The 14,901-nt window shown below is 42.8% G+C and carries 10 protein-coding genes; all 10 read right to left on the bottom strand.

Annotated features, from left to right (window positions below; genetic code table 11):
• Positions 1-34 precede the first annotated feature (34 nt).
• Positions 35-2,962 carry an alpha-amylase family glycosyl hydrolase gene (locus HUJ22_RS05160; protein ID WP_290874890.1) on the bottom strand — a complete coding sequence of 976 codons (2,928 nt, stop codon included), beginning with the start codon at positions 2,960-2,962 and terminating at the stop codon, positions 35-37.
• A gap of 12 nt (positions 2,963-2,974) precedes the next feature.
• A complete protein-coding gene (locus HUJ22_RS05165) occupies positions 2,975-3,988 on the bottom strand; it encodes a LacI family DNA-binding transcriptional regulator (protein WP_290874893.1) in 1,014 nt (337 codons plus the stop codon).
• 185 nt (positions 3,989-4,173) lie between these two features.
• Positions 4,174-5,223, bottom strand: coding sequence for a SusE domain-containing protein (locus HUJ22_RS05170; RefSeq protein WP_290874895.1), 1,050 nt, complete (start codon positions 5,221-5,223; stop codon positions 4,174-4,176).
• 26 nt (positions 5,224-5,249) lie between these two features.
• The gene (locus HUJ22_RS05175) at positions 5,250-7,151 is read right to left on the bottom strand and encodes a RagB/SusD family nutrient uptake outer membrane protein (RefSeq protein WP_290874898.1); all 1,902 of its coding nucleotides are present in this window, start codon (positions 7,149-7,151) and stop codon (positions 5,250-5,252) included.
• 25 nt (positions 7,152-7,176) lie between these two features.
• Positions 7,177-10,143 carry a SusC/RagA family TonB-linked outer membrane protein gene (locus tag HUJ22_RS05180; protein ID WP_290874900.1) on the bottom strand — a complete coding sequence of 989 codons (2,967 nt, stop codon included), beginning with the start codon at positions 10,141-10,143 and terminating at the stop codon, positions 7,177-7,179.
• Positions 10,144-10,507: 364 nt separating this feature from the next.
• Entirely contained in the window at positions 10,508-11,752 is a 1,245-nt protein-coding gene (ispG, locus tag HUJ22_RS05185; protein ID WP_290874903.1) for a flavodoxin-dependent (E)-4-hydroxy-3-methylbut-2-enyl-diphosphate synthase, read from the bottom strand.
• Positions 11,753-11,785: 33 nt separating this feature from the next.
• Positions 11,786-12,679 carry a rhomboid family intramembrane serine protease gene (locus HUJ22_RS05190; RefSeq protein ID WP_290874905.1) on the bottom strand — a complete coding sequence of 298 codons (894 nt, stop codon included), beginning with the start codon at positions 12,677-12,679 and terminating at the stop codon, positions 11,786-11,788.
• Entirely contained in the window at positions 12,679-13,311 is a 633-nt protein-coding gene (locus HUJ22_RS05195; protein WP_366870828.1) for a rhomboid family intramembrane serine protease, read from the bottom strand. The genes HUJ22_RS05190 and HUJ22_RS05195 overlap by 1 nt, the downstream gene beginning before the upstream one ends.
• 11 nt (positions 13,312-13,322) lie before the next feature.
• Positions 13,323-13,943, bottom strand: a complete 621-nt coding sequence (locus HUJ22_RS05200; RefSeq protein ID WP_290874911.1) for a hypothetical protein — start codon at positions 13,941-13,943, stop codon at positions 13,323-13,325.
• Between the two features lie 23 nt (positions 13,944-13,966).
• Positions 13,967-14,824 (bottom strand): FAD-dependent oxidoreductase, encoded by an 858-nt coding sequence (locus tag HUJ22_RS05205; protein WP_290874914.1) that lies wholly within the window; start codon positions 14,822-14,824, stop codon positions 13,967-13,969.
• Positions 14,825-14,901 lie beyond the last annotated feature (77 nt).

Consider the following 14,901-nt stretch of genomic DNA (forward strand, 5'->3'; position numbering starts at 1 on the left):
TAATAATCATAAATCAACATTCATCAATCATCAATTACTTAATCAGCGTCATCTTTTTGGTGAATACCTTTCCGCCGGCTTTTAATCGGTATATATAAACTCCACTGCTCAAACCACTGGCATCAAAAAGTACGGTATATGAATTTACTTCCTGCCGTTCATTCACAAGAACCTGGACTCTCCTTCCCAATAAATCATAAACCTCAAGTTTTACATTGGTATCCGTTGCTACATCATAACTTATTGTTGTAGAAGGATTAAATGGATTTGGGTAATTCTGTTCTAGAGTAAATGTTGTTGGGATACCGGTACCCCATTTGCCGTCTTTTTGAGGAATCAATCCCTCTTCCGGAGTTACAAACTCACGGGTCGTAAATATCCGGAATTCACCCGGCTCTAACGTAAGCTCTACATTTGGATCTGAGATAGTTTGGTTTGTACCAAAAAAATAATCATACCATGTTCCGGTTGATGGATAAACTACGTCCACAGTGTTTTTCAAAATTCCAAAATTACCTACAATCAATACATCTGAATCCTCATGTTCAAGAGTGATGGTTTTTACGCTACTTTCCATATTGTAAGTGGCCGTCTCAGGATTCGTAAAAACAGGACTGCTTTTTCTAAGCCGTATGAGCTCGCTCCAGGTTTTATATAAGTTCAGGCGTTCTTCGGAATCATAATATTCCCACCGGATAGGCTTTTCCCCGGTTCTGCTTGGGTCGCTGGCCAGGCAATCCCCATCACCCTGACCTCCCGGTTTAAGACATTCTCCCGGGCCTCCGCCGTATCCCAGCTCTCCAAATTGCCACATCATTTTAGGGCCCGGTAAAGTAAAGAAAAAAGCCCCGGCCAACTTCTGACGATTTAAAGCAGTATTTAATTCTTTGATATTATATACACTCGAACTATTTCCATAATTAAGGTTTTTATACATCACCCACTGCTCATCGTGGCTTTCCATATACCCCACAATATGACGGGCATCAAAGCTGCTTCTTGATTCAGCGAGAACCCCAAAAAGGTCTGATTTACCGCTTTCATGAAAGCCCATAGAGGCTTCACTGTAATTCCCGTTCATATTCCCCCAAAGCATAACCCCTTTGCCTTCAGAAACACGATAATTCGCCCATTCGGCTTCTTCTGATTCGGTGCCTAAATGCTCAAAAATTACATAAAAATCCGGATCCGCTGCCCACTGGTAATCAGCATATTTCTTCAGGATGTCAACACGGTCTTGCTGGTAGCCCCCTGTACAAGTTTCATTGCCGGCTGTACAGTTCTGGGTAAAACCCTTCGTTAAGTCCCATCTAAAACCGTCAACCTTATATTCTTCTATCCAGTGCTCAATCATTCTCTTGGTATAATATTGAGTCCCTGAATACTGATGGTTGAAATCATTAAATACGTTGTATGAATGACGTGCAGAGGCGTTAAAATATGGGTTACTGCTACTGTCATAAAGCTGGTATAAAGGATTTGTGCCCGTTGCATGGTTCATCACCACATCCAGAATTACTGCGATATCCCTTTTATGAGCCTCATCTACAAATTTCTTAAATGCCTCGGGAGTTCCATAGAATTTATCGAGGGCGAGATGAAAACTTGGATTATATCCCCAGCTTAGATTTCCATCAAACTCATTAACAGGCATGAGCTCAATGGCATTTACTCCAAGATTATCCAGGTAATCAAGGGTGTCGGTCAGCGTTTGATAGTTTTTCTCTTCTAAAAAATCCCTCAGTAACAGTTCATACACAATCAATTCCGTTTTCTCAGGACGCTGATAACTTGAAGCTTCCCATATGTATTCAGTACTTCCCGGCTGCACAATACTTACCCAACCTGAAGTTTTACCTGCGGGATATGGCTTCAAATTCGGAAAAGTAGCCTCAGGAATATATCCGTCATTATAGGGATCCAACACTAAATTTGAATAAGGATCCGCAATCCGTAAATCTCCTTCCACCAGATATTGGAATCCGTACTCTTCCCCAGGAGTCAAGCCGTCAATTTCTAACCAGAACCAAGTGCTGTCTGTACCGGATGTTTCCTTATTCATTAAATATTCAGAAGACGGTTGCCAGTCATTAAAATCCCCTATTACGTACACATATTCCTTTTGTGGGGCGAATAAAGAAAGCGTAACTGAACTGGTGTTTTCCGTAATTCCATCCTGAAGGCCAGCCGGGCGACTGATGTTGGCCCCATCCCCCTCACGTATTGTTACAAAAACAGAAGCAGTGTCTGCCAGGCCTTCTCCATTATCGGCTATCAGATCAAAATTCACATCATTTTCGCCTGCAACAGGGGTAAATGTATAATTTAAAGTATCCGCTGAAGTTGAGGCGACCTCTGTTCCGTTTTTTTCAAGGCTTAGGGTCAATGTGCCTGAGTTTACCGTGCCAATACCTTGCATTTCTAACGATTGACCGGTTTCTAAAATAGTCACATCGCTACCCGGTGAGAGAAAACGGGCACTCACTCCCCCATCCGATAATTCAATAAATATATCTTCACCGCCTGTATCACGACCCACCCGGTCAGGTTCGCCGGAACCTGTATTCGTTCCCCGGAAAAGGACTGCGATTTCTTCTATGGTTTCATTCTGATTTGTTACCCCAAAAAATTCACGAATGCTTGGGCCGTAAGTAAATTCCCACTTGTCATTTCCAAGAGGAGTTGCTTTTAGCTCCTCCGGATAAGATGTCCAGCCACCGGGCGGCCTTACATATCTCCAGTCAGAACTACTTGTGCTTTCAGATGTAATGAGACCGGTATATAGATAGACGTCACCGGTAAATCCCTCTAACCCCCCATCTCCCTGGGTGGCATCAAAAGTTATTGTCAGCGAGCCATCAGGAGTTGGGAACGAAGGATCTAAAGTAACAACCTGAGCTAATAATGTAGCAGAAAACAGGCTGGCAACGATGATCAAAAAAAATGACTTTAAATGCTTCATAGTGTCAACCGTTTAAATATCTGCTTTTCTGCCATTTAATTTGGTGGAAGAGCGCGTAATCAGTTCCGGGGTGTAAATAGTTTGTGAAATAGCTTTCTTGGGGTTATTCATTCGATCTATAAGATTTTGTGTAGCGAAGAACCCCATCTCCCTCATCGGCTGACGTATAGTAGAAAGCCCCATATATTCTGCAAGTTCAATGTCATCATAACCAATGATTGGGATAAACTTATCTGCATCCTGCATGGCCTTAAGTGCACCTACGGCTTGAATATCCGAGGCACAAAAACAGGCATCGGGAGCCGGATCCATATTCAGCATTTTCATCATGGCCTCATAACCGGCCCGTTCTGTAAAGCCATCTCTGTTCATGGTATCACCTTTGACAACCAAATTATCATCAAAGGGAATTCCAAGTTCCTCATGGGCCTTTTTATAGCCACGCAACCGATCTTTGATAGGCTTAGATGATTCGAGTGCCGATAACATGGCTATTCTGTTGTGTCCACACTCATTCAGTGCCTTAACTGCTCTGTATGCTCCCTGAGCATTATCCACACTCACAGAATCAAACCCTTCAAAATATTCGTCAACTAAGGTAATTGGGACATTATATTTTTGAAAACTCTTCCAGTCCTTGTCTTGTAAATGAATAGATACAAAAAGATACCCTTCCGCCCACCGTCGTTTCAATACATGTTCAACCTGTTTTTTAAGGTCTTTATTCGGCGAGATATTAAAAATGCTGAGTTCATAATTCAGCTCGCTTAACTTGTCCTGCACCCCTCCTAATATTTCCATGAAAAAATAGTTGGATATAACAGGGACTACGATCATTACGGTATTACTTTTCCGGCTTGCTAAGCCTTGTGCAAAAGCCTGAGGATGATATCCCATTTCATCGGCTACGGACAGTACTTTATTACGCGCCTTATCTGAAACATTACTGCTGTTGTTAAACACACGGGATACCGTAGCTATACTGACGCCGGCCTTTCTTGCGATATCATAGATTGTTGCTGCCAAATCAAATTTCTTTAAGTATTACCAAATCAGTTTTTAGAGTAGCTTTGGTTAAAGTAATGGACACAGTTTATGCGATAGCACGTAAAATACCACCCTTCATTAAGTCATTAAGGTCACTTTGGGTAATATAAACCAACCTGAGATCCATCTTCGATGAGTGGATCCCAGGCAGTTTATTTAATCCTTTAGTTCTGGATCAGTTCGTAAGTATAAGGTGCCTCACCCAGGTTCAGTATCACGGTATAGTTACCTGACGCAGGAACTGCAATGTTTCCTCCTCCCTGATCAAGGAAACCATCACCCTCATTGTCACCGTAATCGAGATCCCAGGCATCATTTGCCCGGAATTTCATTTCTCCGGCTGAAAGGCTCATATCTACAGACCATGTTTTTTCAACAGGGTCGTAGGTCATGTCGGTATCTGCACCCCATCCACCGGGTGTTGCATCTCCAATCACGCCCCAGGTTGTATTTAGCATCGTATACGTCAGAGTATTTAAATTTACATTTATCTTATAATACCCTGCGGTAACCTGAATGTTTGCCGCATTTTGCTCCAGGGTGCCATCTGCGCCGTCATCACCGTAATTGACATCCCAAGACCGTTCTTCTGTGAATTTTAATTCATTGGCATTAGCGACATTAACATATCCTTCATATTGTCCATTATCCTCTAGTGAAGTTAACGGAGGGGCGTCTTCAGGAGTCCAGTCATTTCCATATCCACTGGCTGATTGATAGCCTCCGGGAACATATATTTCCGGATAGTTTATTTCTATATAAAAAGGTGAAACCGTTAAGGAAACAGCTTCAGAATAAAGTACATCTACATCATCGTTGATCTCAGTTTTAATCCTTATCTCAACATCAGATGCTACATTTGCAGGATAACCTGCGGTCAGCATTTTACTGTTTAAATCACCCACAGTCATAGTTAATGAATTTGAACTGGTTTGAGCTAAGGTAAAAGGATCAGCAAATTCAGTTCCTGCTTCCGCTATTTCAACTACATAATTTGCAGCTGCTCTGAAACCAACACCCGGTTTACTCCATTCCAATTCCAGTACAACTTCATCTGAAGTTTCCTCCGTCAGTACGAAAGAATCACCGGAAGGTGCATTTGTAAATGAAGGCGGTTCAATGTTAGTACTTAGCGTAGGGCCAACATTGTCTTCGCAAGAAGCAAACATGGCCAGCCCGGCTATCGTGAATACTAATAATATTAATTTCTTCATGGTTCTATCCTAAAATTTATTGGTTATTAATAACCTGGGTTTTGGACCAGATTTGGATTAGCGTTTACATCTGATGCAGGAATTGGATAGATGTTAAAGTGATCACTTACGGAAGTACCTTCCTGAGTGCCTCCTTTCCATGCCCACACATAATCAGCTGATGTAAACAGGCCGAAACGTATCAAGTCGGTTCTACGATGTCCTTCCCAATACAGTTCCCTGGCTCGTTCGTCCAGCACAAATTCAGGCGTCAGGTCACCGGCCGCAATATTAGCAGAAACATTGCCGCCATACGCTCTTTCTCTTAAGTCGTTAACGAGTCCTACCGCTTTGGCAATATTGCCGCCTGCAGCTCCTCTTGCCGTAGCTTCCGCATACATCAGGTAAGCATCTGCCAAACGGAACATTGGGAAATCAATATCAACCCATGTCAGGTTTTTCCCGGTATCACCGTTAGAAGTAATGTTTTTCCACTTGGTGATGGTGTATCCGTTTGAAAAATCACCGGGGTCTGCCACTTCTTTGGTTTGTCCGTCAGTAAAGAAGGTTTCCCTTGCATCAAATGATTCAGGGTTTAATTCCATTGTAAGTGTAAGGTTGTTGACATCAACTTCGAAATAGTAAATGCCTCCCTCTGCTACGGAGAAGTTACCTCCTCCTCCTGCAACCATATTTCCATTATCATTACTATATTCCTGGCTGCCCCAGTCTCCCTCGGTGAATTTAAATTCAGCACCTTCAGCGAAGTACACATAACCGGTATACACGCCGTCATTATTATCTGAAACCAGCGTTCCTGCTTCCAGTGGAGTCCAGTCTCCACCATATCCACTCGCACCCTGATACCCACCGGGAACGTAAAGCACATCATCGCCATCTAGATTAGAAGTTTGATATCCAGAATAATAAATATCAACAAATTGAGGAGTCACCCTGTAACCGCCCCATCCACCGTCTAAACCAAAGTCGGCGGCATTCATATTACCGCCAACGGCAGCATGGGCAATAAAGGTTGTGCCACCCCAGCTGGAAGTATTCACTCCGTCAAAGGTAATCGGGAAAATAATGCCATCTGCAGTGTGATTGTCAGCGAGGAATAATTCACCATAACTGCCATGCAATACATAACCGCCTTCGTCAATCACTTTTTCGGTGTATGTAATGACATCATCATAGCGGTCCTGACCCACATAGACTTCAGCATTCAGGTACAGCTTGGATAGCAGCATCCAAACAGCGCCACGGTCGGCTCTGCCGTACTCATTTTGTTTTGCACCAATTATTTGACTTTCAATATCAAGTAATTCGCTTTCGATGAAAGCAAACAGGTCGGCGGTATTAGTTCTTTGAGGGGGTTCAGCACCTACATTATCCTCTTCAGTTACAAAGGGGACATTACCGCCAAATAAATCCAGTGCATGCCAGTAACTCAATGCCCGGAGGAACCGAGCTTCTGCGGCATATTCCTGAATTACGGCTTCGTCTCTTCCTTCCGCATTGCGAAGAAATTCATTAGCCATGGTAATGGTGTAATAAATACGGCTGTACATTCCCATCACGAAATCATTGGAAGCAGTCCATGACATGGTATTAAAGTCAGGCAATCCTTCATCGCCCCAGCCTATGATTGCTTCATCCGTTGGGTTTTCCTGGTGGGTAAAATACTGACGAACATAGCTTGAAAAACCTTCATCAATGCCTTGTATATCAGCGTTACCTGCAGGGCCTTGCTGGCCGGTTGTTGAAAATCCGGCATAGAGTTTTGCCAGAACTTGTTTGTAATCATCCGGGGTATTGTATACCGACTCGGATGTAACAACATCATCATCAAGAGGTGTAGTGCTCAAATCGTCTATACACGAAGTGGCAGTAAAACCCAAGAATACGGTAAGTACTATTAAAAATGTTTTATATGTTTGATTAAACATGATCTTGGTTATTAAAATGTTTCAATTAGAAATTCAGATTTAATCCCAGAACAAATGTTCTTGGACGAGGATAGATGTTATTGTCTATGCCTCCGAACACTTCCGGATCAAGTCCGCTGTAATTTGTTATCACAAACACGTTTTGCACAGTTGCAGAAACTCTGAGACTGTTTATAACGTCAAAAACGCTGTTAAATGTGTATCCGAGATTGATGTTATCCAGTCTTAAGAAAGATGCATTTTCTACAAAGTGGTCAGAGAAAAACTGAGCATTAGTAAAGTTTGTCTCAAGCACTGATGCCGGTGCATTTCGTAAGTAGCCTTCGTAAAGCATTTCACTGTAAAATGCATTACTGGATTTCACGTTGTTATAAACATGATTTCCTACACTTGCGTGCCCTGCAAAAGAAGCATCCCAGTTTTTATATTCCACTCTGGACGAGAATCCAAATTCATAATCCGCACTTGGGCTCTCATATCGATACTTATCGGCTTCGTTAATCACTCCGTCACCATTGCGGTCAACATATAATCCTTCAATCGGTGTTCCATCGGCATTGTAAACTTGTTCAAATACATAGAATGAACTTCTTGGAAATCCGACACTGTGCAATTGGATGGTATTACCAACACCTCCGGAAATACCGCCGGTTTCTACCCCAATATAGCTTGGGTCATCAACCGTGGTGAGCTTGGTGATTTCATCGGTATTTTTAGATACGTTAACACCAAGTTCCCAGTAGGTATCTTGGGTATTTACCAGCCGTCCGGTAATTTCAAATTCTACCCCTTTCACTTCAAGGGTACCTACATTTGAAAGTATGCGGTTTGTAAAGTTAGAACCTGCAGCTACAGGCACCACATTAAGCAGGTCGTTTGTTTCACGATAATAACCTTCAACTTTACCGAAGATACGATCATTAAACAGGCTATAGTCTAACCCAACATTATAAGTTGTGGTTTCTTCCCATTTAAGATCGGGATTATACCCTTCCGGCCGCAGTGTTGTTATAAACTGGTTACCGAATTGGTATTGAGCAGTAGGCTCACTGTATGTATAAACGGGCAGGTATGGATAATCACCTTGTCCGATATTTTGCTGACCTGTAACACCGTAACCGAGACGCAACTTAAGTTCCGTTATGGCATCCGCATTGTCTAGGAAAGCTTCTTCATGAATTTTCCAGGCCACAGCGGCTGAAGGAAATAAGCCCCACCGGTTGTCTTCCGAGAATCTTGAAGTACCGTCTTGTCTAAGCGTTGCGGTCAACAGGTATTTATCTTTGAATTCATAATTCAAACGTCCGAAGAAAGAAACGATATAATTTTCGGTAGCGTAATCTGTATCTGCACGAACATCCAGATTTGCTTCATCCGCACGGTCAAAATTAGTCACGTAATTGAAACCATCCGCGTAGTGATGCTCCCAGGAATAACCTGCAATTACGTCAAAACTACTTTGCCAGTCAGCTACTTCTTTTTGGTAGTTCAGGTAAAAATCTAAAAGTTCATTTTCCTTTTTCTGGTCGTAATCCACGCGCACTCCGGAAGTTTCAGGGTCTCCGGTGAATTCAAACGCTGCGTTTTCAGGAACGGCTATATCCCCTTCGGCAACATCGGAATAATCCACTCCTACATTTAAAATTGCATTTAAACCAGACACAAAAGGAAGTGCATAATCAATTTCAAGATTACCGATGGTACGGTAAACAGTAGATTCATCAGTTCTTTGCTCCAGAAGAGCTACCGGGTTAGCCGGTGCAAGCGGGTTAGGCCTTCCTTGATTATCTACCCATGTAAAGTAACCGCCGTAATTATCTCCTTCCACAGGCTGGGTAGGATCAAAAATAACAGCAGAACCAATGGCTCCCTGGTTACCAAACTGATTTTGAACCTGCATTCCTTTCAGATTCAAATTCACTTTTAACTGATCATCAAAAAAGGTTGGGTTCAAAGAAACAGACCCGGTCAACCGGTCATTTCTGTCGGTTCTCAGAATACCTTCGTTTCCGGAAAATCCTAAAGAAACCCGGTAAGGGATATTCTGGTAAGCCCCGGTGATGTTAATATTATGATCCTGGCCAAAAGCATTTCTGTAAATTTCGTCTTGCCAGTTTGTATTGCTATCTCCTAAACGGTCAGTGCCATTGGTACCAAATTGCTCTTCAATCACTTCACGAAATTGATCCGCACTAAGCATTTCTACTCTTTTTTGGTTGGCCTGATACGAAAGCCTTGTGCTGTAATTTACGTCAAGTCCCTGGCCTACGCGTCCCTTTTTCGTATTAATGATAATCACACCATTAGAAGCCCGGGAACCATAAATAGCTGTTGCTGAGGCATCCTTAAGGATATTTATAGACTCAATATCATTAGGATTAATGGTATTAAGGGGATTTCTCATCCCTGCAACTCCACCCCCATCTAAAGGCACTCCATCTACTACAAAAAGCGGATCATTACTTGCAGAAAGTGAAGATCCTCCCCGAATTCGAATGGTAGCACCGCTACCCGGAGCACCGTCACTGGAAGTTACACTTACACCTGCTGCTTTACCTTGAAATAATTCTTGAGGTGAGGTGATGTTTCCCTGGTTAAAATCGCTGGCACTGATGGAATTCACTGAACCGGTATTATCACCCTGTTGTTGGGTACCATAACCGATAACAACTACCTCTTCTCCCGAAATGGTTTGAGGCCGCAATTCAACGTTAATTTCTGTTCTTCCATCAATTGGCACTAATATTTTTTGGAATCCAAGGAATGAAAACGATAATGTGTCTTGCAAACTCGGTACCTGAAATTCGTAATACCCGTCAGAATCAGTAGATGTACCGGTAGTGGTACCAACTACTAAAATATTTACCCCCGGCAAAGATTCACCGGTTTCGCCATCTGTTACGATTCCGGATACAGTCATCCTGTCCTGTGCAATGGCTTCCGTTTGTCCCATTCCCGAAAATAGAAGCGCTATCATTAAAGGAAAAGCCATCAGAAACTTAGAGACGTGCTGATTAATCCTTTTGAAGCAGATTCCTAAAATCGGTATCGCTGTTTTTTTCATATTAGTTCTCCAATGTTGGTTTTAATTGGCTGAATTTGAAGTTCTTTACAATCTCTCATTAATGTATGTAAGCGCTTACATTATTTCAACAACTATTTTATACAACGGTTCAAACCCCACTAAAAGCTTTAGATAAAGGTTTTTGAAGTAATTTTTGCTTAAATAATTGTTTTTATGAGATTAAACTCACACCTGTAGAAAGGCATAATCATAAGTAAATAAGGATGCAGAGACTGAATTTATATATTTTTAGCCGTTTAACGGCTTTAAATTAAACAAATAATGTAAGGGCTTACATTTCCACGGTCTTTCCTGCATTCTTCTTGTTCCCGTATCGCTCTTGGATATAGTTGTCTAAGATTTGACGAAATTCTTCCCCAATGTGATCTCCCCTGAGCGTGGTTGAGTGCTCCCCGTCGATATATACCGGGGCTTTGGGCTCTTCAAAAGTTCCGGGCAGTGAAATCCCTATATTCGCTGCTCTTGATTCACCGGGTCCATTTACCACACACCCCATTACAGCCACATCCATTTCTTCCACACCGGGGTAGGCTTTTCTCCAGACGGGCATGGATTCTACGATGTAATCCTGGATTTCTTCTGCTAGTTCCTGGAAGTAAGTACTTTTAGTTCTTCCACAACCGGGACAGGAAGTTACCTGAGGAATGAAACTCCTGATTTTAAGGGATTGCAATATCTGCTGAGCAACTTGTACCTCAAGGGCACGGTCGGCACCCGGCTGGGGCGTGAGTGAAACCCTTATGGTATCTCCTATCCCCTGTTGTAAAATTACTGACAGGGCTGATGCACTCGCTACCATTCCTTTCATTCCCATACCTGCTTCAGTCAATCCCACATGCAAGGGATAATCTACGGCTTCGGCAATGCGCTCATACACAGTTACCACATCCTGCACACCCGACATCTTACAACTGATAATAATCTTATTTGAAGCCAGCCCTACATCTTCCGCCAGTTTTGAAGATCGTTTTGCACTCTCTACCATCGTATCAAGCATCACTTCTTTGGCGGATTTTGGTTTTGGAAGTTCATTATTGGCATCCATTCTATCAGCAAGTAACTGCTGATCCAGGGACCCCCAATTTACCCCAATGCGTACCGGTTTGTCGTATTTAATGGCTTGTTCTACAATCGTGGCAAAATTCTCATCCCGGGTTTTGGTTCCGGTGTTTCCGGGATTGATGCGAAACTTGGCAAGCGCCTTTGCCATTTCCGGGTATTTGGTTAACAGTTTGTGCCCGTTATAATGGAAATCTCCAATTACAGGAACCGGCACTCCCCGTTTCAATAATTTCTCTTTGATATAGGGTACTGCCTTAGCGGCTGCGTCATTATTTACGGTAATTCGCACTAACTCTGATCCTGCCCGAAATAAATGTTCAATTTGATCAGTGGTTTCATCAATATCAGCAGTATCAGTATTGGTCATAGATTGTACTACAATAGGGGCGCCTCCCCCAACGGGAACATTCCCCACCATTACCTGAATTGATTTACGTCGCTCTATTTTTGCCATGGTATTATAAAATGTTGTTGAAATTCCTGAAGATCAGTTCTTCTTGCTGAGTTCAAATAATTTTCGTTTCTCTTCTTTGGAAAGTGAATCGTAGCCTTTCTTGGAAATCTTCTCTAAAATGTCATCGAGTTCAGTTTGGTCCACTTCCTCAACAATGTCTGCATCTTGCACGATGCTCATATTCTTATTGCGTTTTCGTTTTCCGCCAGCCGGTTTTACCCGTCCGAAAAGGTATTCTACATACCGGATAACCAAACTTAAATCCTTTCCGTTTTGATGAGCCTTCACCAATAAATATCCACCTAAAGCACCGCCCAAGTGAACAAGTCTTGCCACTCCGTCACCGGCTCCAACAAATAAAATATCAATAGCTATCCATCCGGCTACAAAAAATCGTGCCTCAATGGGCGGAAACAAAAATAACATAATCGGTGCCTTTGGAAAAAGCATAGCAAAGGCCACCAACATTCCCGTAACCGCACCTGATGCCCCTATTACCAAAGCATCTCCAAATACTAATGCAAAACCGGCATCCAGTAAAGCTCCTAAAATTCCCGCACCAAAATATATCACGGTAAATGTTCGCGGTCCTAAGGTTTCTTCAACGGCACGTCCCATCCACCAAAGCCATAGCATATTAAATAAGAAATGCAGGAACCCGCCATGCAAAAACATGTAGGTGATAAATCGCCACGGCTGTGTTAGAAAAGTCGGAAAGGAAGGATCAAACCCTAAATTACCGATCGCCCATTCATTCAAGCCCTGACCGCCCAGCATCTGGATCACAAAAACCACAAGGTTTGCAAGGATAATGGTTCGGATGGCAATAGGCATTCTCATGAAGCCGCGTTTAATGGCTCCTCCAAATGAATCGTACGGCATATTACCTCTCATATTTCCACCTCCCTGAAAAAACGAATTATTCATCAGATATAGTCTTTAGGCTTTTTGAGTCCCCAGTATTTAATGAGTATAAATCCAACCACCAATCCGCCTAAGTGAGCAAAATGGGCAATCCCGCTATTGGGCATAGCCAGTCCGTTGAACAACTCAAACAACCCATAAACAGCAACAAAGTATTTCGCTTTAATGGGGATGGGCGGTATTAATAGCATGATGTATCGATCAGGGAACATCATTCCAAAAGCTAACAGAATCCCAAATACTGCGCCGGAAGCACCCAGTGTGTACGTAAAATATCCGCCTATAAACATGTGAATGACGGCTGCGCCAATTCCGGTAAGCAGATAGTAGATTAAAAATCGTTTTGATCCCCATAAATTTTCAATGGCCTGCCCGAATATCCAAAGAGCAAAAAGATTGAAAAAGATGTGCCCCAAATCAGCATGCAAAAACATGTAAGTCACCAATTGCCAGGGTATAAATCCTTCACCCAAAGGATTCAAAACCAGGTAAGGGGCGAGAGCGGCTCCAATGGGTGTCCATCCGGCTCCAAATACTTGTTTAGTGAGTAAAAAAGCCAACCCGTTAATGATTAACAGGTTCTTAATAACGGGGGGAAATAAAGTAAAACTCGTGTTCGGTGAAAAATTATCCAAAAATATCTGTTTTAATGATGATTCTTTTTGATGCGTGAATATACGTTGATTCCACTCAAAGTTACGCCCGGAATTCCTTGCCCGGGATAAGTTGCATCTCCACAAAGATACAAACCTTTGAACGGACTTTCGTGAGAAGTCCACTTGAGCAAGCTTCGTGCCATACTCTGTGGAATTCCACCCACTCTGCCTTTTTTGCGGTACACCCAGTTTTCCCATGTAACCGGCGTTGCGGCGTGAATAACTTTGATCTGTGCGTCTGAAAATCCCGGGAGTTTGTCCCGAAGTACATGAACGATGAAATCTTCCACCTGTTGCTTAGCTGCATCATATTTTCCATTCATTGAATGCCAAAATACAGGGGAAGCATGGGTAGAAATATTTAGCGTGCGCGTTCCCTCCTTTGCCCGAAGCTTATCATTCGGTCTGGACATTGACACAAATATGGAATCCGAATCCGTGAATGGAACGGTATCTCCCTTTTCAAGATGGATCTGATTATGCAATGGAAGTTCCGTTGGATAGGTATCGTCAGTAGCAATTCCGAGCGTTATAGCTCCCCATGCTTCATCAAAATCCTTAGCTTCTTCTTTAAAATACCCGCTCATGGCTCCCGCTGTAATATCTTTCATATTCCACACCGGTACGTTCGAGATCACAATCGGAGCTTGATAAGCGAATTTTTCTTTGCGTGTTGTTGGGTATGAACCATGAACTGATCCCCTTCTCTTGAAATCATCTCTACCCCTTCTTTGGTATGAAGGGCACCGCCTTTATCCTGAATAAAATTCTGGATGGTATTAATCATCTCCAGCAGTCCGCCCGGCACATAGAAGTTGGAGTAGTTGGTGTAGGTCAAACCGGCAGCTCCAAACAAGAACGGTGTTTCTTCTGATTTAGCTTGAGCTGTAATCATCAGTTGCTCATCCACAAATCGCCAGAATTTTGGCGTATCAACTCCAAACTTTTTCATCACATCGGCTGCCGACTGAAATGCATACTTCAGCACCCAAACATCCAGCGGATTATTATTAAGGGCAAGGTGTACCCATTCGGAAAGTTTTCGTGGGGGAAAGAATGGATTTTTCAGCGATAATTTCCATACCAAATCAGATACCCTGAAAGCTTCTTTCCAAAAAGCCCGTTGAGCATCTCCATCACCAAAAACCCGGGTACATTCCTGCATCCATACCTTACGATCTTTGTATCGAATGATCTGCTCTCCATCTATCCAAACCGACATACTTGGAGTAATCTCCTCCCTGGGAATCTGGATTCCGGTTTCCTTCTCCAGCTTCCACAACGGCTGATTTTCATCAAAACCAATGAGCGTGGTCGCTCCCGACTCAAACACATATCCTTTTCTAAAATAAGACGAAGAACATCCTCCCGGAGCGTGGGCTTTTTCGAGGATGAGGACTTTAAAGCCGTCCTTGGCGAGCATGGCGGCGGCACTCATACCACCCATGCCTGAACCAATAATTATAGCGTCATAATCTTGATTTATTTTCATGTGGGTTTAACATGAAATGGAGGCTTAAATGTTCCCAAGAAATGGAACGCTGATGATACGGATTGAACGGATGCTCA

The organism is Gracilimonas sp. (assembly GCF_014762685.1).
In the GTDB taxonomy this organism is placed as follows: Bacteria; Bacteroidota; Rhodothermia; order Balneolales; family Balneolaceae; genus Gracilimonas.

What these genes read in the sequence shown, in the direction of transcription:
- HUJ22_RS05160 (WP_290874890.1), bottom strand. Translation starts at nt 2,962, where the DNA reads ATGAAGCATTTAAAGTCATTTTTTTTGATCATCGTTGCCAGCCTGTTT.
- HUJ22_RS05170 (WP_290874895.1), bottom strand. Translation starts at nt 5,223, where the DNA reads ATGAAGAAATTAATATTATTAGTATTCACGATAGCCGGGCTGGCCATG.
- HUJ22_RS05175 (WP_290874898.1), bottom strand. Translation starts at nt 7,151, where the DNA reads ATGTTTAATCAAACATATAAAACATTTTTAATAGTACTTACCGTATTC.
- HUJ22_RS05180 (WP_290874900.1), bottom strand. Translation starts at nt 10,143, where the DNA reads ATGGCTTTTCCTTTAATGATAGCGCTTCTATTTTCGGGAATGGGACAA.
- ispG (WP_290874903.1), bottom strand. Translation starts at nt 11,752, where the DNA reads ATGGCAAAAATAGAGCGACGTAAATCAATTCAGGTAATGGTGGGGAAT.
- HUJ22_RS05190 (WP_290874905.1), bottom strand. Translation starts at nt 12,679, where the DNA reads ATGAATAATTCGTTTTTTCAGGGAGGTGGAAATATGAGAGGTAATATG.
- HUJ22_RS05200 (WP_290874911.1), bottom strand. Translation starts at nt 13,943, where the DNA reads ATGAAAGATATTACAGCGGGAGCCATGAGCGGGTATTTTAAAGAAGAA.
- HUJ22_RS05205 (WP_290874914.1), bottom strand. Translation starts at nt 14,824, where the DNA reads ATGAAAATAAATCAAGATTATGACGCTATAATTATTGGTTCAGGCATG.